Source organism: Chitinophaga rhizophila (assembly GCF_019492185.1).
Lineage (GTDB): Bacteria > Bacteroidota > Bacteroidia > Chitinophagales > Chitinophagaceae > Chitinophaga > Chitinophaga rhizophila.
On sequence record NZ_JAICCF010000001.1, the window covers coordinates 2,277,501 to 2,303,034 of the forward strand.

Sequence of the window (25,534 nt, forward strand, 5' to 3'; positions counted from 1 at the left end):
ACCTGAACCGGTATAATATTCAGGCATTACGGCAGATAGCCCTTAAATGAGAACAGGCTGTATCATTGGTATGATACAGCCTGTTCTGCTGTTATTTACAGCAGGCAATAGAACACTGCCCACCATTGATTATCATTGCTTACATTTCCAGTGCGCTGGCTGCTGCTTCATCTACAAACCAGTGTAGTTCACCTTCCTGTGGACGGATCAGCTGAGAGGGGAATTTCTCTGCATCAAAGTCGCCTTCAATTACACTTTTCAGTGTCAGGGCTTTACCGTTACCGGTAGCCATGAAAACTACGCAGGCAGCTTCATTTACAACAGGCGCTGTCAGCGTAATACGGAACATATCCTGTGCCTTCAGGAAGAACGCCTTTACCCAGGCTTTTTTCTCATGTACCACCGGCAAACCAGGGAAAAGGGACAAGGTATGTCCATCATCTCCCATACCTAGTAATACAAGATCAAAAGTAGTCTCTTCCTTCTTGAAATATTGTCTCAGGATGGACTCATATTCTGCTGCCGCAGCTTCTGGTTCAATATCCGTGCGCATGACATGAATATTTTCAGAAGGCACGCCTACTACATCCAGCAGGGTATCATATGCCATGCGGGCGTTGTTGCGCTCATCTTCAAAAGGTACAGCTCTTTCATCTCCCCAGAAGAAGTGAATCCTCTCCCATGGGATCATCAGCCTGTAAGGTTCTTTCGTCAGCAGTGTATACAGTGCCTTTGGCGTACTGCCCCCGGAGAGTGCCCATGTAAAGATGGGCTGATCCTGTAATACTTCCTGGATATAGTTACTGATCCAGGCTGCCAGGTTCTCACTCAGTTCCTGGGTGTTTTTAGCTATATGTAGTTCCATTTGTCTTATTTAGGTAGATTGATCCAGGCATGTCCGTCTCTTGCGATCATAGCATCTGCATCCTCAGGTCCCCAGGAGTCAGGCGGATAGTTAGGGAAGTCAACCGGTGTACGGGATGCCCATGTTTCGAGTATCGGCATCACTACTTTCCAGGCAGCTTCTACCTGATCTGCACGCATGAACAGGGTAGCATCACCTTCCATTACATCCAGCAGCAGTGTTTCATATGCTTCCGGTGCATGGTCGTCGCCATACTGACGGTCAAAGTTGAACACCATTTCAACAGGATCCAGTTCCATACTCTGGCCAGGACGTTTTGCCTGGAAGCGGATACGGATATCCATTTCAGGTTGTATGCTGATAGTCAGACGATTTGGACGGAATGTTTCTGCTGATTCTGTCGGGAACGCATAATGAGGCGGCTGACGGAACTGCAGTGTAATATTGGTCGCTTTCTGGTGCATATTCTTACCGGTACGTACGTAGAATGGTACACCCTGCCAGCGCCAGTTATCAACATAGAATTTGACTGCTGCGTAGGTTTCAGTAGCGGATTGAGGATCCACACCTTTCTCTTCACGGTAGCCAGGCGCTTCCTGTCCTTTTCTCCAGCCTGCAGAATACTGACCACGTACCGCGTTCTCATGGATCTTGTCCTTTGTGAACTTGCGGATTGCGTTCAATACGTCTACTTTCTTATTACGGATTTCGTTTGCATCAAAAGATACAGGCGCTTCCATTGCGATCAGACACATTACCTGCAGGATATGGTTCTGCACCATATCGCGCAGTGCACCCGAGTTCTCATAGTAACCGCCGCGGCCTTCCAGCCCTACGGTTTCAGAAGCGGTGATCTGTATATGATCTATATAGTTACGATTCCATAAAGGCTCAAATAACGCATTGGCAAAGCGCAGCGCGATGAGGTTCTGTACGGTTTCCTTACCAAGGTAATGGTCAATGCGGTAGATCTGTTCTTCGGAGAACATGCTTAACAGCAGTTCGTTCAGCTCATGGGCACTTTGCAGATCATGACCAAACGGTTTTTCTACCACAATACGGGTGCTGTGTTTATCACTGCACAGGTTCAGACTACCCAGTTTCTGTGCGATGGCTGGCATCAGCTGAGGCGCTACTGACAGGTAGAAAATTACATTAGGATGTACGCCCCACTCTTCTTCCTTCGCTTTCACAAAATCAGTGATCGCGCTGTAGGCAGCTCTGTCTTCCGCATCCATCTGGAGGTAAGTAACATGCTGACTAAAGTCATTCCAATGGCCATTCTGCTCTCCCTTACGACGGGAAAACTTCTGAATACCATCCAGTAAGCGGTCACGATAAGCGCCATTGTCATACGAACTACGGCCGATACCGGCAATAGCGAATTTCTCCGGCATGTAGTTATCGAGAAACAGGTTATATAAAGCCGGCGAAAGTTTTCTGTAATTCAGGTCGCCGCTGCCACCGAAGATAAAGATGATGGAGGCAGGCGGACGTTTATGATTCTGCATAACAACTATATTTTATAGTTGAGTGGCCCCAATGGGCCACTCAAAACTCTTTATTCTCCCCAAACAGTGTGGAAACTACCAGCAACATCTATACGCTGATAGGTATGTGCGCCAAAGTAGTCACGCTGTGCCTGTACCAGGTTGGTAGGCATACTCTCCGTGCGGTATGCATCGAAGTAAGCCAGGGCAGACATGATACCGGCAGCAATAGCGCCCGTCTGCGCAGCCTGTGCTACTACAGCGCGGGTATTGGTGATAGCACCTTCTACCAGGGCAGCAATATTTTTGTCCAGTAAGATATTAGGTAATTCAGGCGCAGCCTTGTAAGCCTGCATGTATACTTCCAGCAGTGTAGAACGGATAATACATCCGCCTCTCCATACTTTTACCGCTTCAGGTAAAGGTATTTCCATCTGCAGTTCTTTAGATGCCTGATGCAGCATCGCTAAACCCTGCGCATAGCTGATGATGATACCAAAATGTAAAGCATCATGTACCTGCTGAATCCAGGTGTCTGTAGGTGTATTAAGTTTAGCCGCCGGTGATTTGTATAAAGCAGCGGCCTGCACACGCTCATCCTTATAACCGGAAATAGTACGTAATGCCACAGCTGTATCAATTACCGGAACAGGTACCGGCAATTCCATTGCATCCTGTGATGTCCATTTACCAGTTCCTTTTGAACCTGCTTTGTCAGAAATAACATCCACCAGTCTTGCGCTGGTCTTGTCGTCTTTCTGCAGGAAAATATCCGCAGTAATCTCAATCAGGAAAGATTGCAGATCACCTTCATTCCAGGTCTTGAATACCTGATGCAGCTGATCATTATCCAGTCCTGCCTGCTTTAACAGTGAATAAGCTTCACTGATCAGCTGCATGATAGAATACTCAATACCATTGTGCACCATTTTTACATAATGACCTGCTCCTTCCCTACCCAGGTAAGCAACGCAAGGTTCACCATTTACCTTTGCAGAAATTGCTTCCAGCATTGGTCTCACTTTTTCATATGCTTCTTTGTCTCCGCCTGGCATAATGCTAGGTCCCGAACGGGCACCTTTCTCACCACCGGATACGCCGATACCCATGAAATGAATCCCCTTCTCGCGCAGGTATTTCACCCTGCGTAATGTATCCGTATAATGCGAATTACCACCGTCAATCACAACGTCCCCTTTTTCCAGCAGCGGAATCAGTGACTCAATCACATCATCCACCGGCTGACCGGCTGGTACCAACATCATCAGCTTGCGTGGACGCTCCAGTAATTCTACCATGGTTGCCAGTTCTGCCACTCCCTTTACAGTAGTGCCAGCTGTAGCAGCAGATTCCAGAGCCCCGGTCTTGGTACTATCTTTATCAAAACCAATAACGGAAAAACCATGATCAGCCATGTTCAGTAACAGGTTACGCCCCATTACGCCCAGACCAATCATGCCAAAATCGAATACGCTTTGTGCCATAAATTATCGTGTAAGTGCCTAAAAGAATGAAGTAAAAGTACGAATTATCAATTACCAATTGCAAATACTATTATCTGAGCTGACAAAACTATGAACATACCTAATCAATTACCGCCATTTATACATTAGAATCCGCGATAAATGCAATGTTCCGCAGACTCTTAAATTTTCCTTAAATCTTACCATCCAAGGTATACCATCCCTATGCCGCATATCAATATCGTCAACCCTCCCAAGGCATGCACATACCGTTCCAAACGGCTGGTTTTCAATACAGAAAATCCGTAATAACCCAATAAAACCATTCCCGTCATTGTCAATAGGGTAAACAGTGTAAAAGTGATAACCAATAGCAGCATGCCATACGTTGAATGCTGCGCCGCCGGATACGTCAGCAAAGGTATCAAAGGCTCACACGGCCCCAGGCCGAAAATGAGCAACATAATCCACGGTGTTACCTTCATCCGTTCCTGTGGATAAACAATCTCCCCATGCTTATGTTCATATACATACACATCCCCGCTGTCATACACATCAAAATGTTTATGCACCTGGTCACCTGCTGCACGCTTCAGCCCCCATATTGTGTACAGTAGTCCAAAGGTGAGCAATGCCCACCCTGCCAACCCACCACGGATATCTTCCAGTCCGCTGATCTTTGACAGCGACCAGCCCAGGCCTATACCCACTAATCCAAGTAATACGGAACTGCCCACATGCGCAGCTCCGCACAACAACGTCCATCCTATTGTCCGGGCTACCGTCCACCCCCTTACCCGGCTAAGGGCAATGAAAGGAAGATAGTGATCAGGCCCCGTCACTGTATGCAGACAACTGATAGTCACTGCAGTCAGCATCAATACCCGCAATTCTGTATCCATAGTTTCTTCTTTTCAGAGTTTTCGTTCCTGTCCTGCCAGTACCGCTATCTTTTTAAATAGTTCATACAGCTGCTCTCCACCATGCCCCAGCACCCTTACCAACAAGGCCCCACAAGCTGTTCGTGATACACCGCCGGTTATATTCTCTTCAGATGATAGTAGTACATCTACCTGGCCTGCCATAGCTGCCATATCCTGCTGCTGATTATACCATAACAGCGACGCCTGATGTGAATAGCCTTCCCACTGCCCCGTACCTGCCGGCGCTATCACTGCCGGTTCCAGTATCGTCACATCCCTGAACAATAACCGCTTATCCTGCCACAGCTCCAGCACATTACGGAAATAGTCACACCGGAATACTTCGCCACTCAACTTTCTGCCGCAGGTAATGATCTCTCCCCACAGTAAGCTGCATCCTTCCTCCACCGCTATATGACTGGCACTGTCAAACACTGAGTGTTCATGTGGCACTGAAGGATGTGGCAGATAGTACAAACTGCTACCTTTTCCCATCACTACATTTATTCGTTGCTTTGCGCCTGACTTCATCTGAAAGATCCGCTGATAAGCCTGCGTGTACAGATGCACATGGGCGTCAGCATCCAACCGGATACTAATCTGGTAATTATCCCCATCCAGTATTCCCGGCGAGGCGGTCATCACTGTCAGATGCAGCGGTCCGGACCTGCTACCGCTGATATCCGCCACCTTAAAAGGCATGGTGTAATAGCTATGTTGCAGAAAGGTACGCGCGCCTCTTACTGCTGCATGGATGTCCAGTTCACTGGTCATTGCAATAAGGCCGGCTCCTCAACGGTTTCCAGTAATGCATATTTCCTGATCCAGCCAATCACTGCATCCAGTCCGTCCAGCGTGTTCAGATTGGTGAACACAAACGGTCTTCCCTGACGCATCTTACGGGCATCATGCTCCATCACTTCCAGGCTCGCACCTACATATGGAGCCAGATCGGTTTTATTGATCACCAACAGGTCCGAACGGGTGATGCCCGGCCCTCCCTTACGAGGTATCTTCTCTCCTTCTGCAACATCTATTACGAAAATGGTGACGTCTGCCAGGTCGGGACTAAAAGTAGCCGACAGATTATCACCTCCGCTCTCAATAAAAATGAGCTGCACATCCGGAAATCTTTCTGCCAGTTCTTCCACCGCCTCAAGATTCATACTGGCATCTTCACGGATAGCCGTATGTGGGCATCCTCCTGTTTCCACACCAATGATCCGCGCTGCGGGCAACAGGCTATTCTTTACCAGGAACTCTGCATCCTCCCTGGTATAAATATCGTTTGTGATCACTGCCAGACTATACTGCTGATGCAGCTTCCTCGATAACCTTTCTATAAGCGCTGTTTTACCCGCGCCTACCGGTCCGGCTACTCCTATTTTGATGTATGTGCGTGCCGACATAACAAATACGTTTTTACATAAAATGATTGGATACGGTACTGATTGTACGCAATTACAGACTACGACATATATAGTCTCGAATACAGCCTTTCGTGCTGCATGCTCCTGATATCAAATCCGAAGCTGCAACGCCCGGCCATATCCCGGGGAATGGTCAGGGTATGCGCTACTAATGCCGGTAATTGTGGTAATAATTCAAATAATAACTGCTGCCCCTGTTGTTGCCCCAATGGTACCAGCTTTACACTATTGGTAACCATTCCTGTTGCCGCATTGTAGTAAAATGCTGTCAATGCTTCTTCCAGTGGAATACCTGCGAATGCGGCATATATACCAAATACCAGGCAATAATGCCCGGTAGCCTCCCCGGTTCTTATCTTTGCCTGATAGTTTTCCCCCATAGCGTGCTTCACCAGTGGTGACAGTAATTTCAGCAGGCGCACGCCTAATTTCTGACTGGCCATGCGTAACTCCTGCGGCGCTTTCAGTGCGGTACATTCCTGATCCAGCTCAAGAAGTATAACGGCATCTGCTGCCAGGGCAGCACGATATGCCATGACGGTGAACAAGGCATCATTGTAGGGCAGATTATGTTCCAGCATATTACGAATGAAAGCCGCTGCATCACCGGCATCTTTAATCAATCCCTGTTGCACATATGTTTCCAGTCCGCCGGAATGTGTATAGGCACCTATCGGCAATGTCGGATCGCTGAGGTGCAACAGATATGGTAACCAGTTGTGCATAGTACGCTATTTTCCGGCCAGCTGCATGATCTTACTGAAGAGTGATCCTGAACTGCCATGTTCATGTGGAGTAACATTGCTTCTCAGCATATTCGTCAATGTCCTGAGTTCCTTCACCGGGGCATATCCTTTTGCTTCCAGCCAGCGGAACAGGGGATCTTCATAGGGAACCAGTACCTCATTACCTTCCAGGAACAAAGGCAGATGTTTATTGCCGATCTCATAACAGATAGCGGCCATCTGATACATAGTGGCCGGTTGCAGAACAATGGCCTGTGCCGGCAGGATGCTGACTACAATTGCTTTAGTATCATCCATCCACAATATATCCCCCTGCATCAGCATGGGCGACTCACGCATAAAACGCAGCGCTACTTCCTGCCCGCCAAGCGTATACCGACGCAATACCCGCTTCCCTGCTTCAAACCATTCCAGCTGGAACAGATCTGTCGTACGCGGTTCTGTCTGACAGGTAAGAATATTGCCTGCTATTTGTTCTATAATGATCATATATGTATTTAAAACAGGAAGTACCGCTGTGCCAGCGGCAATACGGTAGCTGGTTCACAGGTCAATACCTGCCCCCCTACTGTCACCTGGTAACTCTCCGGGTTCACTGTTATTTCCGGAGTAGCATTATTGTGAATCATATCTTTCTTGCCAATATTCCGGCAGTTCTTTACAGGCAATACTATCTTCTGCAAGCCATATTCCTGTGCAATGTTTTTACCTGCTGCCGCCTGCGATACAAAGGTTACGCAGGTTTTATGCAAAGCCCCTCCGAATGCGCCAAACATCTCGCGGTACATTACTGGCTGCGGTGTAGGTATGGACGCGTTCGGATCGCCCATACGACTGCAGATGATCATTCCGCCTTTGATAATCATTTCTGGCTTAGCGCCGAATAATGCAGGTTTCCACAACACAATATCTGCCAGTTTACCCGGTTCAAGCGACCCTACATATGACGCTATGCCATGTGTAATAGCCGGATTGATGGTATATTTTGCGACATACCTTTTAGCTCTGAAATTATCATTATCATGGCCTGCATCTTCCTGCAACGGGCCACGCTGCTTCTTCATCTTATCTGCCGTTTGCCAGGTGCGGATGATCACCTCCCCTACCCGCCCCATGGCCTGCGAGTCTGAACTCATCATACTGAATACACCCATATCATGCAGGATGTCTTCTGCGGCGATCGTCTCCGGCCGGATACGGGAGTCTGCAAAGGCTACATCTTCGGGTACGCTTTTATCCAGATGATGACACACCATTAACATATCCAGGTGTTCATCTATCGTATTGACAGTATATGGTCTTGTCGGATTTGTAGACGATGGCAGGATGTTGGGGTACATCGCGGCCTTGATGATATCAGGGGCATGCCCGCCGCCTGCACCTTCGGTGTGATAGGTATGAATAACCCTGCCATTGATAGCCTGAATGGTATCTTCCAGGAAGCCTGACTCATTCAGTGTATCTGTATGAATAGCAACCTGCACATCGTATTTATCCGCCGCTTTCAGTGATGCGTTGATCACTGCCGGAGAAGAACCCCAGTCTTCATGTATTTTAAGCCCAAGCGCGCCTGCTTCTATCTGCTCCCATAGTGGGACATCGGTCGCACAGTTTCCCTTGCCCAGAAAGCCCAGATTCATGGGAAACGCATCTGCAGATTGTAACATCTTCCTGATGAACCATTTACCCGGTGTTACCGTGGTGGCATTGGTACCATCTGCCGGACCGGTACCCCCACCGATCATGGTAGTAATACCGCTATGCAGGGCATGGGTGATCTGCTGCGGACTGATAAAGTGAATATGCGTATCAATACCACCAGCGGTAGCTATCAACCCTGCGCCTCCATGTACTTCCGTACTTGCACCGATGATCATTTCCGGGTCAACACCTTCCATCGTATCCGGATTGCCTGCTTTGCCGATCTTGACGATGCGCCCATCTTTAATACCAATATCGGCTTTCACTATCCCCCAGTGATCAATGATCATTACACTGGTAATGACCATATCCAGCACGCCCTGGTCCCGGGTAGCGGTAGCTGATTGGGCCATTCCGTCACGAATGGTTTTGCCGCCGCCAAATTTGGCCTCATCGCCATATACGGTATGATCATGTTCTATTTCGATGATAATATCTGTGTCGCCCAGGCGTACTTTATCGCCTGTGGTAGGGCCGTACATGGCCGCATACCTTTCACGGGTTATTTTAAGGCTCATTCCGGCTGATGTTTAAATTGTTTTTCAACTACCTGCTGCATGGCCTTACGGCGGGCTTCTTCGCCAACTGTAGTCCCGTTTACCAGGTTGTTCATCCCGAAGGCGCGGCGATTGCCGCCCAGGGCGACCAGTTCTACGGCCTTCTCTTCTCCGGGCTCAAAACGGATAGCAGTACCGGCGGCAATGTTCAGCCGCATGCCAAAGGCGGCTTCCCGGTTGAACGATAACATGCGGTTCACTTCAAAGAAATGGCAGTGCGAACCTATCTGCACAGGCCTGTCACCTGTATTTACTACACGGACCTGCGCCACGGCGCGGCCACTGTTGGCGTCAATTACGCCGGGTGCTATAAAGTATTCACCTGGGATCATACGCTGACGGTAAGGTTTAGAATTTGGTTGATGTGCGTGTCTTATCTGATAGGATGATGTACTGTTACCAGCTTGGAACCATCCGGAAAGGTTGCCTCTATTTGTATCTCATCAATCATTTCCGGAATACCTTCCATTACATCATCGCGTGTTAGTATGGTAGCACCAAACTGCATCAGTTGTGCAACGGTCTGTCCATCTCTGGCGGCTTCCTGCAGTCGGCTGCTGATAAGTGCTATGGCTTCCGGATAATTGAGTTTGAGTCCCCTGGCTTTACGCTTCTCTGCCAATTCTCCCGCCAGGTATAACAATAGCTTTTCAGTCTCCCTTGCCGTTAAGTGCATAGTGATTTTGGTTTAATAGTGTCTTATCTTTCCTGACCGCTGGCCGGAGGGAATGGGTTAATGAATTGTTCAGTGATCTTCCCAGCGTTAATTTACACAAAAAATACAGAATGCAAAAGGCTCAATGCAGTATCGCATTGAGCCTTTTTATATGACAAGTGTATAGCCTGTAAATTAAGCCGAGTTCCTGCCGGCGTTGATGATTCCGAAAGAACAACGTACAACAAGTTTCTCATATAGTTCTTTCAGTCCGTCGCCATTACCGCCTTCATTCAGTTCGCGGATACGTGCCAATGCAGCCTGCTGTATGGTCAGCAGTGGCAATACGATACGTTCACGCATCTGGATAGACAGCTGGTCTGTCGGATATGCAGCCATCAGTTCCGTTTCTCCTACCAGTTTAAGTATAAACGTACGGGTACGCTGATATTCGTCATGGATCATATTCCATACTTCACCGAAACGCGGATGTTTTCCATATGCTGCCGTCAATGGGAAATAGCTTTTCTTCATCGCCATCTGACAGTTACCCAGCAATGTACGGAAGAAGAGTGAATTTTTATACAACACCCTCAGTTCTTCCCATTTACCGGCATTTTCCAGTGCTTCCAGTGCAGCGCCTACACCGTAGAAGCCAGGCACGTTTTGTTTCAGCTGGCTCCATGCACCCACATAGGGTACCGCCCTCAGATCATTGAGGCTCAGTTTAGCTGATGCATTTCTCTTGGAAGGGCGACTACCGATGTTAGTCTCTGCGTAATAACGCAGCGGACTGGCAAAATCGAGGTAGTCCAGGAAATCAGGATGATGCTTCAGTTTATTGAATGATACATAGCCTTCATCTGCCAGTTGCTGCAGCAATGCTTCTTCCTCGTCTGACAATGTCTTGGCTCTTGAAGAGAACAATTCATTGGCAATACCGGCATGTACTAGCTGCTCTATGTTAAACTGGGCAGATTCCACTGTACCAAAATTAGAACTGATAGTCTGGCCCTGGATGGTAAGCTGAATTTCCTCATTGGCAATGTCTTTACCCATTGAGGCATAGAACTGGTGGGTTTTTCCGCCACCTCTCGCAGGAGGACCTCCACGGCCGTCAAAGAAGACAACGTCTATCTCATACTCCCTGGATATACGGGTAAGCTCCTGCTTTGCCTTATAAATGCTCCAGTTAGCCATCAGGTAACCACCATCTTTGGTACCATCAGAGAAACCAAGCATGATAGTCTGCTTGTTATACCGCTTGCTCAGATGCGCCCTGTAAGCCTCATTGTCATACAGTTCCCGCATTACATTGCCGGCAGCTCTTAAGTCATCAATAGTTTCAAACAGCGGTACTATATCGACGCTCAGGTGTTCTTTCTCCCACCCTGATGCCAGGAAAAGGCCAAAGACTTCCATTACGTTCAGCGCATTCATGCTATGGCTGATAATGTATCGGTGGCAACCAAACTCTCCGTTGTTAAGCTGTATTTCCTTCACAGCAGCAATGGTAGCCAGTGTATCTTTCTGCAGCTCATCTGTCAGCACTTCCGGATCTGCCTTCTTTTTGATATTGAGCAGGTGAGTGATCTTCTCATTGTCTGACAGCTCTTTGTAGTTGTCAGGTAACAGATCGGTCTTCTCTGCCAGGCAATCCAGCAAAGGTCCGTGTACTGAGCTATCCTGACGGATGTCCAGGGTAGCGAAGAACAGGCCGAAAAGCTCTACGCGGCTTGCCAGGTCGTCCAGCAGATTCAGGAACAGACCATTATTTTGTTCTATGAGGATGATACGGATGCCCGCAAGCACATCCAGTATCTCTTTTTGTGTAATTGTTTCAGGATGGCCGGGTACGAACAGCTTATTATACAACCGTTGCTCCAGCGTGTTCAGTTCAGGTTCAATCCCTTTGAAGGTAAGGCGGCGTTTCAGCTTACGGACGTCCAGGTAGTAGCACTTCAGGATTGCGCCTCTCAATGCTTCCGCAGTACGCAGGGTAATATCCGCATTTACAAATGGGTTACCATCACGGTCGCCACCGGGCCAGAAGCCCATTCTGATAACGGGGTTATTACTATTGATCGCAGTGGGGAAATGCGCCTTGAGCTTAGACATGATACGGCCGGCTGCAGGGTAGAATGTATTCTCCAGGAACCAGATCAGGCTGATAGCCTCATCATATGGGGTTGGCTTTTCCTTCTTGAAGAATGGGGTCTTACCCAATTGCTGCAGGTAAGCATTCACCTGGGCGGTATTGTCATTGATCAGTGCACGGGAAAGGTCGTTGATGATAGTCAGCACCCCGCCAGGATAGAACTGGGTAGGGTGAGCAGTCAATACCAGTCTTACAGAAAAGTCCTGCAGCTTTTTGGCTAGCATGTCCTCTGCCTGTTCTGCGGTAATTTCCGACAAGAGGTGACTGAGCGTACCTGTACCATGCACATCGTGGATGTGACGGAAGGCTGCATCTTCCAGTGCGTCAAATAAGACTACCTGCCTTTCAGCATATTGCACAAAGCGGAACATCTGATCCAGCTTCTGCTGCTCATTGCTGCAAGCAGTGTACTGTTTAAAATAAGAGTCAAGAATTTCCTGGGGACTTTTTTCCTTTGAGTACCCTTCTTCACAGTGGATGAGAAATAAAGACAGAAATACGCCGGTTCTTTCCACCTTATGAAAAGGTAATGCGGTAAAAAGACTATTGTATAACTGGAACTTGGTACCAACCAGGTTCTTAAACAACTGTAAGGTATTATTAACCGGTGCTTCCATAACTAAATTTGGTAATATTAAAAGAGCCTTTGCCAACCGGGAGCTAAAAATAATATAAAATACTTACAAAGTAGTATGCAAAGTTATTGAAACAAATAAGCCGCAGCATAATGCCGCGGCTTGTTGCAAGTCCCCCGTAAATCCGGGGTGTATTGAGAGAATAAATCTGTTAATTAAATAATACTATCTGATAAAAAGAAATCAGTCATACTAGTGCTCCAGCTGGAAACCGATAGGCAGGTTAAATCGCACATTTACATATTCCCCGTTCTGCTTTCCAGGCTTCCAGTCAGGCATCATCTTCACAACGCGCATCGCTTCTTCTTCCAGTCCACCACCTTTATGCGCACCTACCGTCTGTACATCACTGATCTTACCCTGCTTGTTCACGACAAACTGCACAAATATCTTCCCCTCAATACCCGTTTCCTGCGCCATCCGGGGATAACGCATATTCTTCTGCAGGAATTTACTCAATGCTGCATCTCCACCAGGGAAAGAAGGCATCAGTTCTACCCATACATAGGGTGGATGATCTACAGGCGCTTTGGCAGCAGGCGGTTCAACAACGCCATTGTGATTGTCGCCGCTCTCAAATGGATTGTCTACTCCGTTGATATCGTCTCCTATTGTGTTGGCAAGCCCGATAGCTTTATTACCTATACTATCCATAGGTGGTACTTCTGTCTCATTTTCAGCAATTTCCTGATCCGTAATTTTAGGTGTTACAAAGCCAATGGTTGAAGAGGCCGGCGGGGGTGTATGAACAGCTGGTGGCGGCGGTGTAACCGGCGCTTCTTCCGGTATCTCCAGTATTTTAATAACAGTAGGTGGAACAATAATTTCCTTTCGTGTATGCATGTCCGCAGCCATCAGTTTATTACTCACCACATATCCACCTATCACTACCAGTGCGATGGATGCAGTGCCTACAATAGCATTGCGTACACGCCTGTTTTCACTTCTACGTAACTCATAGGCACCATAGTCTTTATTGCGACCATCAAAAAGAATGTCGAGAAAATCTGCGTTAATAATAGTTCTTGCATTCATGGGATAAACATTTACAATATAGATGCGGGGTAAATAGTTTTCCATACGGATTCATAAAAAAAATTTCTTTTTACTTTAGTTACTGCCTGCTGTATGATTAATAATAACAGACAGTCGAAGTAATATATACACCGAAGCAGTTACCTGCAGACATAGAAGTAGCCATGCCCAGAAGGTGGACTTGATCCGGAGATGGTATGCCGGCAAGGAGAGACAATGAAAGTAAAGGAAAACGCTGGCGAGCGTATGATAAGGCAAGAGATGGCCCGCCGCCCGTTATTCAGGCAGCGCATCTTTGGGAAGACGACCCAGTAGATGCAGTAAAAGATATGTTACGGAATGGATAGGTTGACTCACCACAATACAACTACCTGGCAGTCATCCCTTATTCACGTTGAATAAATCCTGTAGCAGTTGTATCATACGCACATGCAGACGAATACCTCGTATATCTGTACGCACGCGGATATACGTAGCAGATAGCACTATCAGCTGATGGCTGCACAGCAGGTAATTGTACAGCGATAATATCTGCAGCTATATACTGCGCATTCGCTGAAGGCACATCGCCAGAGAGACATCTTACCTGCAGGGTCATCACAAGGCATCCCTGCCCAGGTGCATACATGGTCATAGCCGCTCCTGTGAATGGTACATGTAAGTCAATGACCATACAGGCTACATCTGTGCTGGTAACCTGTTGTGTGATAAAGTCAATACGCGTAGCGATGATCTTCACTTCCAGCGCTGACATATGCTTATGTACCGGCAAGACCTGAGCAGGAATATGTACGGTATTATCAGCTGATAAAACAGGCATCGACGCAAAGAAACGGTTGATGCCTGTATGCTGATGGAACCGGAAGCCGGCAAGCTTGCTGATATGATGCATACCGGTACGCAATAACATACTGGTCAACCGGTTTACATGCTGACCATCAGGCATTATATCCAGCTCTTGTACACATGCCTGACGAATCAGCGCAGCCCTTTTACTGGCTTTACCGAATCGCTTTGCAGCACGCCGTGTGGCAGGCGTTTGCCGTACTACTTCCGGCTTACTGCGCAGAAAATATTTACCCTTGCGGGAATAACCGATCAGGTTACCTAACCGGCCAGTGAACGTGATCAATGAGGTTTGCTTTGCCATCGTTGTTGTATTTGGTGATATCATAAAAATACTACAAACGACTGTGGTTATCCGGAGCATGGTTTTACGATTGTATAACAGGTATATACAGCATCTTACGAAACAGCGATAGACTGTTCGAATGGAGATAGATAGCATGCAATAATGATAGAACAGCCGTTAAATACTTTCGAAAAAAAATGCTGGAAGTGTTGATGATAGAGAGGTGCAAAGATCAATACCCCAGTGGGTAGGCACTGTTTATTCAGTTCATTGACAACAGTGCTACCATGTGGGAAGATGCTGGTTGATAAAATGTAAGGTCTAAATCTTTCAACAAAACTACCATTCCAGATCAAGATCCGGATCGGGATCATCTATTTGCTAAAGGAAGTATTCACTATTTCTCTGTGATAACAACTATGTTGATACACAAATATCTTCAGGTCAGGCATAAATAGTACTCAAAAAAGTCACCATTCCAGATTGAGATCCAGATTGGGATCACCTATTTGCTAAAGGAAGTATTCACTATCTTCTCCAGGTCACAATGATGATGTTACCTGGCAGGTATAATATCGTTATATTGATAAGAAGTAAGGTGGAAAGTTAATGCAGGCAAACTGTTTCTGCCTATAGCTGTACATGAGTGAAGGAATAATGCCAGGGGGCGCGGGAGGTATATTACATAGAATTTACCACCAATAAATCTGCAACACACCTTCCCCGCTAACCTGACCGGGCATTTTTTATTTACAGCTAATAGCAAACAATATCTTTAGTGATCAGCAACAGCTGTTATCAACAACTGCCTTGCAAGATGTGATATGATCATTCATCACCACTTCACCCACTGAATAAGTATGTATCAATAATTGGTTATGCTGGAGCATAATATCGTCAGTTTTTGATTTTCACGAGCTGATAAAGATTGCTCTGCTGGTGGTTCAGAACAAGGAGAATACTCAGCGCTTTTCTCCGGGTGGTGGTAAATACTAATAGTCTACTGATTCTGTAGACAAATATACAGCAGTAAATTATATTTCCAAATCAGAAGCTGTATTTTTTTTTCAGGCAGAATAATTGTGTACCCATAGTACAGAGCAAACTACTGATTATCATATGAGAAAACATTTACCAACTGCAGCTATTGTATTGTTATCAATAGCTGCCTGTAACAACGCTCCGAAGCCTGCCGACCAATCAGCAGACAGTCTTGTCAACAAAGAGAACATTACCGGTAATGATTCATTGCCTGCACCTTATGCCACCAAGTCAGTAACGAGGTATAGTAATGTGATGGGATGGCATGAAGGTAAAACACCGGTTGCGCCAGCAGGTCTTACTGTATCTGCACTGGCAACAGACCTGAAAAATCCTCGTTGGATATATGTATTACCTAATGGCGACATCCTGGTGGCAGAATCCAGTACCCGTTCAGATGTGGGTAAAAAGGTAAAAGATGTAGTAAGCGGCAGAGCCGGTTCGGGGAATTTCGGCAACAGTGCAGACCGCATTACTTTATTGCGCGATACTGACAGAGATGGTAAGCCAGAAGTGCGTAGCATTTTTCTGAAAGATCTGAATCAGCCTTTTGGCATGTTACTGCTGGATAAAACATTTTACGTGGCCAATACCGACGGTATAATGCAGTTTCCTTATACTAATGGTGATACTGTTATTACAGCAAAGGGTAAGAAGATCCTTGAACTTCCCGCAGGCGGTTATAACAACCACTGGACACGTAATATCATTTCCAATGCCGCCGGCAACAAGATATATGTCAGCGTAGGTTCTGCCAGTAACAATGCCGAACATGGTATGGAAGTAGAACACCGCCGTGCCGCCATCCTGGAAATCAATCCTGACGGTAGCGGTGAAAAGCTGTATGCCAACGGGTTACGCAATCCTGTAGGCATGGACTGGGCACCAGGTACCAAAACGTTATGGACAGCGGTAAATGAAAGAGATGACCTGGGCGACGAACTGGTACCCGACTACCTCACCAGTGTGAAGGAAGGTGGCTTCTATGGATGGCCTTACTCGTACTGGGGTAAGAATCCCGATCCGAGAATGGAAGACAAGCAGCAGCCTAACCTGGTAGACAGGGCGATAGCACCAGACCTGTCCCTGGGCGCACACACCGCCTCATTAGGACTCGCTTTCTACAAGGGTAAGGCCTTACCTGAAAAGTACAGAAACGGCGCATTCATTGGCCAGCATGGGTCATGGAACCGTTCTACCCTAGCGGGATATAAAGTTGTCTTTGTGCCCTTCAAAAACGGCCAACCGGCAGGAAGACCTGAAGACTTCCTGACAGGGTTTATCGCTGATGAAGAACAAAGCGAAGTGTACGGACGTCCGGTGGGTATTGCTGTAGCGGCAGATGGCGCACTCCTGGTAGCCGACGATGCCGGTAATACCATTTGGCGGGTGAGATAAGGAAAATACAACTAGCTTTGAACGAATAGAAGACACTACCTGATGAAAAAAATTCTATTGGCCCTTGGAATACTACCACTGGCCAGTTATGCGCAGTCAGATGCCGATACTACCCATCGTTTACGGGAAGTAGTGATACAGGCATACCCTGGCAAACAATTCTCTCTGCTGCAGGTACCTACCAGCAGCACTGTACTTACCTCCAGGCAATTATCATTACAGCAGGGCGTTACACTGCTACCTGCCATGAATACAGTGCCAGGGGTACGTATGGAAGAACGTTCTCCGGGCAGTTACCGCTTATCATTAAGAGGTAGCCTGCTGCGTTCACCTTTCGGCATCAGGAATGTAAAGCTATACCTGGACGAGATCCCGCTGACAGATGCCGGTGGCAACACCTATCTCAATCTGTCTGATCCCGGCAGCTTCCAGGGTATTGAAGTATTGAAAGGGCCTGACGGCAGCCAGTTTGGGGCTAACTCCGGCGGGGTAATACGGCTGCATCCCGCAGGTACCTTGCCAGACAGTAATCACCTCCGTGCTGATATACAGGGTGGCAGTTACGGTCTTTTTCGTGAACAACTCGGATGGCAGCATCAGTGGGGCAACTATAAACTGAACATCTTTCAGGCGGTACACCGCTCAGACGGATACAGAGATAATAGCGCCATGAAGCGGTATTATATACAGACCGCTCAGGAATGGCAGTACAATCCCCGCAATCAACTGAAATTGATTGCCTTCTACAGTGATCTGGACTATCATACACCGGGAGGCCTGACACTGGCGCAGATGGAAGCTAACCCTAAAGCTGCGCGTCCGGCCACGCCCGCCTTACCTGGAGCTGTAACACAGCAAGCGGGCATCCGCAATAAGACAGCTTTCGGCGGTCTGGTACATACCTCCCAGCTGGCCACACATTGGCAGCATGTAATTACAGTATACGGCAGTAACACACATTTCGAGAATCCGTTCATTACTAACTATGAAGCCAGGGATGAGAATACCGCCGGTGCACGTACCTACATCGCCTTACAGGATCAGCCACTGGGTAACAGTGGTATGCGCCTCGACTGGACCACCGGTATAGAATGGCAGCAGACGTCTTCAGATATCGACAACTATGGCAACCGTGCCGGAGTAAGAGATACCCTGCAGGCAGCCAGCGATATCACCGCCAGACAGTACTTCTATTTTACAGGCCTGACCCTGCGTCCGGGAAAGCAATGGGTAGCTGAAGCAGCCGTGAGTGTCAACTATTATCGTTATCACTTTAATGATGTAGCAGCAGGCATTGATGGCAGAAAAAAGTTCTCCGCAGAGCTGATGCCCCGCTTTTCCCTGTCTTACCTGGTCACACCTTCCCTGGCAGCCCGTGCAACCGTCAGCAGAGGATACTCCCCTCCTTCCATAGCGGAAGTAAGGGCTTCTGACAATATTATTAACACAGCATTGCAGGCTGAAACCGGCTGGAACTATGAAGCAGGACTCCGGGTGAACTCCCGTAACAACCGTTTCCAGGCCGATGCATCTGTATTCTACTACAAGCTGGAAGATGCTATAGTACGTAATCTCCGTGATGACGGGGCAGAGTTCTTCACCAATGCCGGTGGCACCAACCAGACAGGGGTAGAATTTCAGGGAAGCGCCTGGCTGCAGGTGCCTAAAACAACCGGATTTGTACGCGGTATTCAACTCACCAGCAGTTATACCTACAGCCATTTCCGGTTCAGTAATTACAATAGTGCCGGTAAAGATCTTTCTGGTAATATGCTGACGGGAGTACCGAAACATGTAGTAGCTACCTCCCTGCTTGTTGCCTTGCCTGCCCGCGTATCAGTGTACGGGCAGTATAACTACACAGACAGGCTGCCTCTGGATGATGGGAATACTGCTTTTGCAAATGAATATCACCTGGTACAGGCAAAAGTAAACTGGGGAGTAAACAGATGGCTGGCAGTATATGCAGGCGCTGACAATCTGTTGAATCAGCGTTACAGCCTCGGTAATGACCTGAATGCAGTAGGCTCCCGGTACTACAACCCGGCCCCTGACAGAAACTATTACGGTGGTGTAAGAGTTACACTCTGACCTGTTAATATAACAACACGAACATACAAAGGCTGATCTGCAAGGGTCAGCTTTTTTTTATGGAGTCAATGGTTGATGGTTAAGCTATTGTCATCAGCAGTAAATAAAAGGGGACTGCTAAAAAGCAGTCCCTGCACATTATTGGTTCAAAAAAATAAACAGTTTAAGCGGGTATGCCTGCTTTCTTGTAATGCACTACCGGCAGTTCTCTGAGACGTGCCGCCGCAAATTCCGGCGTAATATCTCTCTGCGGATGCGCCAGCATCTCATAACCTACCATGAATTTCTTCACAGTAGCTGAGCGTAATAATGGCGGATAGAAGTGCATATGCCAGTGCCACTCCGGATGGTCGTCGCCATCATTGAAAGGCATCTGGTGCATACCAGCTGAATATGGGAATGATGTCTCAAACAGATTGTCATATCTGGTGGTAAGATCTTTCAGGATAGCTGCCAGTCCATCGCGTTCTGCAGGTGTGAACTGTAACAGATTGGTGACATGACGGCGGCTGATAATCATCGCCTCGTATGGCCATACTGCCCAGAAAGGTACCAGTGCTACAAAGTGTTCATTCTGAGCGATGATACGTTCTTCCTGTTTCAGTTCCTTTTCCAGGTAGGCAGACAGCAGGCTGCGGCCATGTTTCCTGAAGTATTCACGTTGCTGACGAGTTTCTTTTTCCAGCTCCATCGGCACATCTTCAGACGCCCAGATCTGACCATGCGGGTGCGGATTACTGCATCCCATGATCTCTCCTTTATTCTCGAAGATCTGTATGTATTTGATAAATGGTACTGCCGCCAGCGCTTCCAGCTCGGTATGCCAGAGGTCTACTACCTTACGGATATCCGGCAGTTCCATTTCAGGTAATGTCAGGTCATGTCTCGGACTAAAGCAGATCACTCGGCAGATGCCTTTTTGTGAACGTGCTATCAGCAATTCATCTTCATCTACAGCACCAGCCGGAGTATTTGCCAGCAGTGCAGAAAAGTCGTTTGTGAAGGCGATTGGTCCGTCGTATTGCGTATTTTCAGTACCATCTGCGCGGGTATTACCCGGACACAGATAACAGTCTTCTACATAGGCGGGACGCTGCACCAGGGCGGGCGATTCTACTTTTCCCTGCCATGGGCGTTTAGAACGATGCGGTGATACCAATACCCACTCTCCTGTAAGGATGTTTAAACGGGTATGGGGATGTGCAGTCAGATCAAAGGTATTTTCAGACATTCTCTCAGAACATTTAATGAAGGGTGGTCCGGGACATGGTATCAGACCACCCTACGCTATCATTACTTAGTTATTAACAAGATCATTTACAGTGCGGCAACCATCTTCAATACTGGTTACATAAGCTTTCAACGGAGTTTTGAACGCCTGTTCGTAACCTGCGCCTGCCTTCTCCAGCAGTTCAGGCACGGCCGATTTTTTCACTATGTTGATGGTACAGCCGCCAAAGCCCCCACCCATCATACGAGCGCCAAGTACTCCCTGCTGCCCTGCTGCAAATTCTGCCAGCCAGTTCAGTTCAGGACAGCTTACATTGTACAGTTTATCCAGTCCTTCGTGCGTAGCAAATACCTTTTTACCGAAGGCTTCCAGGTCGTTGCGCTGCAGGTCTTCACATGCATCCTGCAAACGCTGGATTTCCTCTACCACGTAGCGGCAACGGTCATATACAGTTGCATTATATGATTTCACATATGCATCCAGCATGTCCATGTTAGCATCACGCAGGCTGTTCACATGCGGATGGTGCTTCTTTATTAATGCCACACCAGTCTCACATTCTTCACGGCGGGTATTATATTCAGAGGAGGCAAGTGAGTGTTTTACCTGGGTATCCAGTAACACAAGGCTTACATCATCAAAGTTGAAAGGAATATATTCATAGTCCAGTGATGCGCAGTCCAGTTTAATGAGCTGTTGCTTTTTACCAAACATACTTGCAAACTGGTCCATGATGCCACAGCGTACGCCCACAAAGTGGTTCTCTGCTGCCTGTGCCAGCAGGGTCATATCTTTGCGGCCTATTCCCAGTCCGAAAAGTTCATTTAGACCATAGATAGTTGCACATTCTAATGCTGCGGAGGATGAAAGGCCGGCGCCCAGGGGAACATTACCGCAAAAAGCACACTCGAAACCACCAATGATGTGGCCCGCCTGCTGTAGCTGCTGTACAACACCCAGCAGGTAGTCAGGCCATTGCTGGGCAGTACGCACCAGGTTATCCAGCGAGCCTTCAAAGCGATCGTTTACATCCAGTGCATGTAAAACGATCTTACGGTCGTTACGTTTTACGATAGCCAGGTAAATCGCTTTATCTATGGCAGCGGGCAATACGAACCCGTTGTTATAGTCAGTATGCTCTCCGATCAGGTTAATACGCCCTGCCGCTCTTACCATAATTGGTTCCTGGTCGAAATGCTGCCGGGAAAAGGCGTTTAATTTAGCTTGTTCCACTGTATTTATTTTTTTGATGATATACTAAAGGGAGGTCATTGTGCTCCCGTCAATGATTTAATAACTGTTACTTCTTCTGGCTTGTAAGGTGTGCCGTCCTGACGAAAGATGTCATGGAACCATATAGCAGGTTCGCCGCCATCTCTCATGGGTGTATCCCATGCATAGATGGTATTGGTCTTACCAGATACCAGTCCCCAATTATAAGCGGCTACTTTTTCCTTCTTGAGTAGGGGCATTATGTTCTGGAACAGGCTATTCCTGGTACGAGCCATATATTCTGTACAGATCAGCGGACGTTCATACTTACGCAGGCTGTCAATGGCCTGCTGATGTTCCTTTTCATCTGCATAGTTATGATAGGTGATAACGTCTGAGTTGTTCAGCTGATACACGTTCAGGTCTGTCAGGTCTTTGGACCAAACGCCTGCCGACAGTGGCTGTTCTGCCGGCGTTTGTCTGGCCCAGCGGAAGACTTTCTGTAGCAGGTCCATGCTTTTGTTACCGTATTTGGAGTTACCTGGTTCATTATACAGGTCCCACAGCAGTATGCGTTTGTCTGTTGCGAAGGTGGTAAGTATATCTTTCACATATCGCTCCAGGGTATCGGTCAGCGCCGGGGATGTTTCCCGTCGTATGCCAGGGTCCTGTAACCAGCCGGAGTTATGTATACCTGTTTTAGGTGCAGGCTGTGTACCAGTTGCGTAGGTATTGTTCCAGCAGTCGTCGAATAGTACGAACATGGTGGAGATGCCGTTTCTGTCAGATATATCCAGGTAATTGTTTATTCTTTGCTTGAATCCTTCCGCATCTTGTTCCCAGGCCGCATGATGCAGGAATACGCGCATAGAGTTCATCCCAATGCCTGCTGCATAGCCCAGTTCCCGATTGATGGCGGCAGTATCAAATGTTTCTGCCTGCCACATTTCCAATTGGTTGATTGCGTAGCTGGGAATGAAGTTGCTTCCCCGTTGCCAGGCATGCTGCTTATACCATTTAGCGGCTTTCTTTTTGGACCAGATTTCCCTGGGAGTCTCTTGCGCAAAAGCAACAGTGGCCATTGTTGCTGATAGCAGAGCAGTCAGAAATACTTTCATTTTCATGTTTTTTCAATTTTGTGGAGCTTATATGATTGAATAGAAAGAAACATTGTTGGCATTATCTACTGACTGCGGAGATATCCATGGAATTTGCTTTTTGTGGAATAATACTCAAAGTTAAAAGATTTACGTAAACGATTACAATACCTGCTTCTAAAATACTGTGCGGCACTTTCAACCTATTGACATCATTTACAATAAATAATTGATAAACAGCACTGTATCTAAAAAAGACTGTGGAATAGACATTAAATGTAATCGTTTACTTTCAATTTTACAAGCCTCGCTTTAGCTGAGCAGTTAGGGAAGGGTCAGATTAGTGTTTTTGGGAGGATTGACGAAAACGGGTAACGGGGTCAAGCACCACCTTGGAACGGACCTGTGTAGTAACAGCACCGTTCCCTTCAATGAGTTCCATCAGCAGGCGGCAAGCTTCTTTTCCCATTTCAACGGTTTGTTGATCTATACTGGAAAGACTGGGAGTAATATGCTCGTCGAAAGATTCATTTGCAAATCCGACTACACCGAAGGAGGCCGGAATATCCACCTGACGGTCTTTCAGTTCTTTGACCGCACCTAAAGCAGTAAAGTCCTCCACTGCGAATACAGCGTCCGGCGGGTGAGATAATGAGAGCAGATGAGCGATAGCCTGGCGGCCGGCATTAATAGAAACGTCTCCGAAGTAGACCAGGGAGTCATCAAAGGGAACATTATAGGCAGTTAAAGCGGCTTTATAGCCCTCAAGACGGTCTTTGAAGATCTTCAGGTGCTGTTGTCCTGCTATATGGGCAACGCGGGCATATCCTTGTTTTAATAGATGTTCTGTAGCAAAATAGGCACCCTTGAAGTCATCTATTACTACAGAGGGTATATTCAGACTATCATTTGCACGGTCAAAAAAGACCAGGGGTACGCCCCGTTCTTTGATCTCCAGGTAGTGGCTGAACTCCATCGTCTGCTTGGCAATAGACGCCAGGATACCATCCACACGCGTACTGAGGAAGGTTTCGATGGCCTTCTTCTCGTATTCCGGCTGCTCATTAGACTGATAGATCAGCACATTGTAGCCATGCTGATTGGCCATACTTTCAATACCGTGGACCACAGAACCGAAGAAGTTGATCTCTGCACTGGGGATGATCACACCGATGATATTGGTACGTCCTGAGCGGAGTGACCAGGCAATTCGATCCCGGCGGTAATTCATTTTCTCGGCGGCTGCCTGTACCAGCTTCCGCGTCTCTTCACTGGTACCCTTACGGTTATTTAAGGCTCTGGAAACAGTAGCACCTGTTAAATTCAGTTCTCTGGCGATGTCTGCTATGGTGACTTTGTTATTCAACTAAGGGGATGCTTTACCACTAAAGTAAAAAAATCATTCCGGATACGCTAAAATTTCTGCCTATGCGTAGTAAAATGGTTGTATTATATTTATAGAATATCCAACAGAAATCTATGACTACGACATCACCGCAGCGCTTTTTACCCCTGGACGTGTTCAGGGGCCTGACCGTATGTTTCATGATCATTGTGAATACACCCGGTTGGGATACCTCCTATTCCATCCTTAACCATGCGCAGTGGAACGGCTGTACCCCTACAGACCTGGTATTCCCGTCCTTTCTATTTGCAGTAGGTAATGCGATGAGCTTTAGCATGCGCAAGTTTCAACAACTGGATAATGCCACTGTGTTAACCAGGATATTCAAACGCACCTTGCTGATATTCCTGTTAGGATTCCTGATGTACTGGCTGCCCTTTGTTAGGCACACCGATACAGGCCTTGAATTTATACCACTATCTGATACCCGTGTTCTGGGGGTATTGCAACGTATCGCCCTGTGTTATTGCTTCGCCTCACTCCTGATTCATTATCTGCCACAGAAAGCAGTATGGGCAGTGAGCGCTTTATTGCTGCTTGGCTACTGGGCCATCATGTATACCTATGGCAGTCCGGCAGATCCATATAGCCTGACCGGCAATGCCGCCATCTATTTTGATAAGCTGATAATGGGAGATAGTCACCTGTACCACGGGGAAGGAATTGCCTTTGATCCGGAAGGCCTACTCAGCACGATGCCGGCTATTGTAAATGTGCTTGCTGGTTATTATACAGGACTATTTATGCAGGAAAAAGGTAAGACAAGATCAGGGCTGGGCAGGTTGGTACAAATGGGTACCTTCCTCATATTGCTGGCACTGGTGTGGAATATCGTATTCCCTATCAACAAAAAGTTATGGACAAGCTCTTATGTGTTATATACTGTGGGTATTGACCTGTTGTTGCTGGCCATCCTGATTTATGTGATCGACTTTCTGAAGCTGGAAAGATGGACAGGCTTCTTTACTGTTTTTGGTAAGAACCCATTGTTCCTGTACTTATTGTCCGAAGTAGTAGTGATACTCTTCTTCTTTTTTAGGGTAGGCGATATTAGTCTTTACAGATGGATCAATGCAAATATTTTTCAGCCGATAGCTCCGGGCAAACCTGGGTCGCTGTTATTTGCGTTAGTATTTATGTTGTTTTGCTGGAGCATAGGGAAGGTTTTGGACAAAAGACGTATATACATACGTGTTTAGAATAGAACAGGATATCCTATCTTAGCTAAAACTATCTCAACGGCTTTTGCAGATCATTGTGTAATTATCA

The 25,534-nt window shown here is 47.1% G+C and carries 22 protein-coding genes; 4 read left to right on the forward strand and 18 right to left on the reverse strand.

Going from position 1 to position 25,534, the window contains the following annotated elements; genetic code table 11:
- Positions 1-139 precede the first annotated feature (139 nt).
- The 13 genes from pgl to K1Y79_RS08815 form a co-directional block, all read right to left on the reverse strand.
- Positions 140-865, reverse strand: coding sequence for a 6-phosphogluconolactonase (pgl, locus tag K1Y79_RS08755; RefSeq protein ID WP_220249597.1), 726 nt, complete (start codon positions 863-865; stop codon positions 140-142).
- A gap of 5 nt (positions 866-870) precedes the next feature.
- Complete coding sequence (zwf, locus tag K1Y79_RS08760) at positions 871-2,376, reverse strand: glucose-6-phosphate dehydrogenase (RefSeq protein ID WP_220249598.1); 1,506 nt, start codon at positions 2,374-2,376, stop codon at positions 871-873.
- A 50-nt stretch (positions 2,377-2,426) separates the two neighbouring features.
- Complete coding sequence (gene gndA, locus K1Y79_RS08765; RefSeq protein ID WP_220249599.1) at positions 2,427-3,839, reverse strand: NADP-dependent phosphogluconate dehydrogenase; 1,413 nt, start codon at positions 3,837-3,839, stop codon at positions 2,427-2,429.
- A 179-nt stretch (positions 3,840-4,018) separates the two neighbouring features.
- Positions 4,019-4,720 (reverse strand): urease accessory protein UreH domain-containing protein, encoded by a 702-nt coding sequence (locus K1Y79_RS08770; RefSeq protein WP_220249600.1) that lies wholly within the window; start codon positions 4,718-4,720, stop codon positions 4,019-4,021.
- Between the two features lie 12 nt (positions 4,721-4,732).
- Positions 4,733-5,515: an urease accessory protein UreD gene (locus K1Y79_RS08775; protein WP_220249601.1), complete on the reverse strand. Its 783-nt coding sequence runs from the start codon at positions 5,513-5,515 to the stop codon at positions 4,733-4,735.
- The gene (gene ureG / locus K1Y79_RS08780; protein WP_220249602.1) at positions 5,512-6,150 is read right to left on the reverse strand and encodes an urease accessory protein UreG; all 639 of its coding nucleotides are present in this window, start codon (positions 6,148-6,150) and stop codon (positions 5,512-5,514) included. The genes K1Y79_RS08775 and ureG overlap by 4 nt, the downstream gene beginning before the upstream one ends.
- 59 nt (positions 6,151-6,209) lie before the next feature.
- Positions 6,210-6,896, reverse strand: a complete 687-nt coding sequence (locus tag K1Y79_RS08785; RefSeq protein ID WP_220249603.1) for an urease accessory protein UreF — start codon at positions 6,894-6,896, stop codon at positions 6,210-6,212.
- A 6-nt stretch (positions 6,897-6,902) separates the two neighbouring features.
- A complete protein-coding gene (ureE, locus tag K1Y79_RS08790; protein WP_220249604.1) occupies positions 6,903-7,406 on the reverse strand; it encodes an urease accessory protein UreE in 504 nt (167 codons plus the stop codon).
- A gap of 8 nt (positions 7,407-7,414) precedes the next feature.
- Positions 7,415-9,136 (reverse strand): urease subunit alpha, encoded by a 1,722-nt coding sequence (ureC, locus tag K1Y79_RS08795; protein WP_220249605.1) that lies wholly within the window; start codon positions 9,134-9,136, stop codon positions 7,415-7,417.
- Complete coding sequence (ureB, locus tag K1Y79_RS08800; protein WP_220249606.1) at positions 9,133-9,507, reverse strand: urease subunit beta; 375 nt, start codon at positions 9,505-9,507, stop codon at positions 9,133-9,135. Before ureB ends, ureC begins: the two co-directional genes overlap by 4 nt.
- 41 nt (positions 9,508-9,548) lie before the next feature.
- Positions 9,549-9,851: an urease subunit gamma gene (ureA, locus tag K1Y79_RS08805; protein ID WP_220249607.1), complete on the reverse strand. Its 303-nt coding sequence runs from the start codon at positions 9,849-9,851 to the stop codon at positions 9,549-9,551.
- A gap of 174 nt (positions 9,852-10,025) precedes the next feature.
- Positions 10,026-12,605, reverse strand: a complete 2,580-nt coding sequence (locus tag K1Y79_RS08810) for a phosphoenolpyruvate carboxylase (RefSeq protein WP_220249608.1) — start codon at positions 12,603-12,605, stop codon at positions 10,026-10,028.
- 210 nt (positions 12,606-12,815) lie between these two features.
- Entirely contained in the window at positions 12,816-13,658 is an 843-nt protein-coding gene (locus K1Y79_RS08815; RefSeq protein WP_220249609.1) for an energy transducer TonB, read from the reverse strand.
- 197 nt (positions 13,659-13,855) lie between these two features.
- On the opposite strand from K1Y79_RS08815, the gene K1Y79_RS08820 reads away from it, so the two are divergent.
- On the forward strand, positions 13,856-14,005 hold the full coding sequence (locus tag K1Y79_RS08820) for a hypothetical protein (protein WP_220249610.1): 150 nt from the start codon (positions 13,856-13,858) through the stop codon (positions 14,003-14,005).
- 38 nt (positions 14,006-14,043) lie between these two features.
- On the opposite strand, the gene K1Y79_RS08825 is transcribed toward K1Y79_RS08820, so the two are convergent.
- Entirely contained in the window at positions 14,044-14,808 is a 765-nt protein-coding gene (locus K1Y79_RS08825) for a hypothetical protein (RefSeq protein WP_220249611.1), read from the reverse strand.
- Between the two features lie 1,101 nt (positions 14,809-15,909).
- Here K1Y79_RS08825 and K1Y79_RS08830 point away from each other — a divergent pair.
- Positions 15,910-17,229, forward strand: coding sequence for a PQQ-dependent sugar dehydrogenase (locus K1Y79_RS08830; RefSeq protein ID WP_220249612.1), 1,320 nt, complete (start codon positions 15,910-15,912; stop codon positions 17,227-17,229).
- 42 nt (positions 17,230-17,271) lie between these two features.
- Positions 17,272-19,320 carry a TonB-dependent receptor family protein gene (locus K1Y79_RS08835; RefSeq protein ID WP_220249613.1) on the forward strand — a complete coding sequence of 683 codons (2,049 nt, stop codon included), beginning with the start codon at positions 17,272-17,274 and terminating at the stop codon, positions 19,318-19,320.
- A gap of 163 nt (positions 19,321-19,483) precedes the next feature.
- On the opposite strand, the gene K1Y79_RS08840 is transcribed toward K1Y79_RS08835, so the two are convergent.
- The 4 genes from K1Y79_RS08840 to K1Y79_RS08855 form a co-directional block, all read right to left on the reverse strand.
- The gene (locus K1Y79_RS08840; protein WP_220249614.1) at positions 19,484-20,551 is read right to left on the reverse strand and encodes a UDP-glucose--hexose-1-phosphate uridylyltransferase; all 1,068 of its coding nucleotides are present in this window, start codon (positions 20,549-20,551) and stop codon (positions 19,484-19,486) included.
- 66 nt (positions 20,552-20,617) lie between these two features.
- Entirely contained in the window at positions 20,618-21,784 is a 1,167-nt protein-coding gene (galK, locus tag K1Y79_RS08845; protein ID WP_220249615.1) for a galactokinase, read from the reverse strand.
- 35 nt (positions 21,785-21,819) lie between these two features.
- The gene (locus tag K1Y79_RS08850) at positions 21,820-22,887 is read right to left on the reverse strand and encodes a glycoside hydrolase family 2 TIM barrel-domain containing protein (RefSeq protein WP_236059528.1); all 1,068 of its coding nucleotides are present in this window, start codon (positions 22,885-22,887) and stop codon (positions 21,820-21,822) included.
- 313 nt (positions 22,888-23,200) lie between these two features.
- Entirely contained in the window at positions 23,201-24,226 is a 1,026-nt protein-coding gene (locus K1Y79_RS08855) for a LacI family DNA-binding transcriptional regulator (protein WP_220249616.1), read from the reverse strand.
- 113 nt (positions 24,227-24,339) lie between these two features.
- On the opposite strand from K1Y79_RS08855, the gene K1Y79_RS08860 reads away from it, so the two are divergent.
- Positions 24,340-25,464 (forward strand): acyltransferase family protein, encoded by a 1,125-nt coding sequence (locus tag K1Y79_RS08860; RefSeq protein ID WP_220249617.1) that lies wholly within the window; start codon positions 24,340-24,342, stop codon positions 25,462-25,464.
- Positions 25,465-25,534 lie beyond the last annotated feature (70 nt).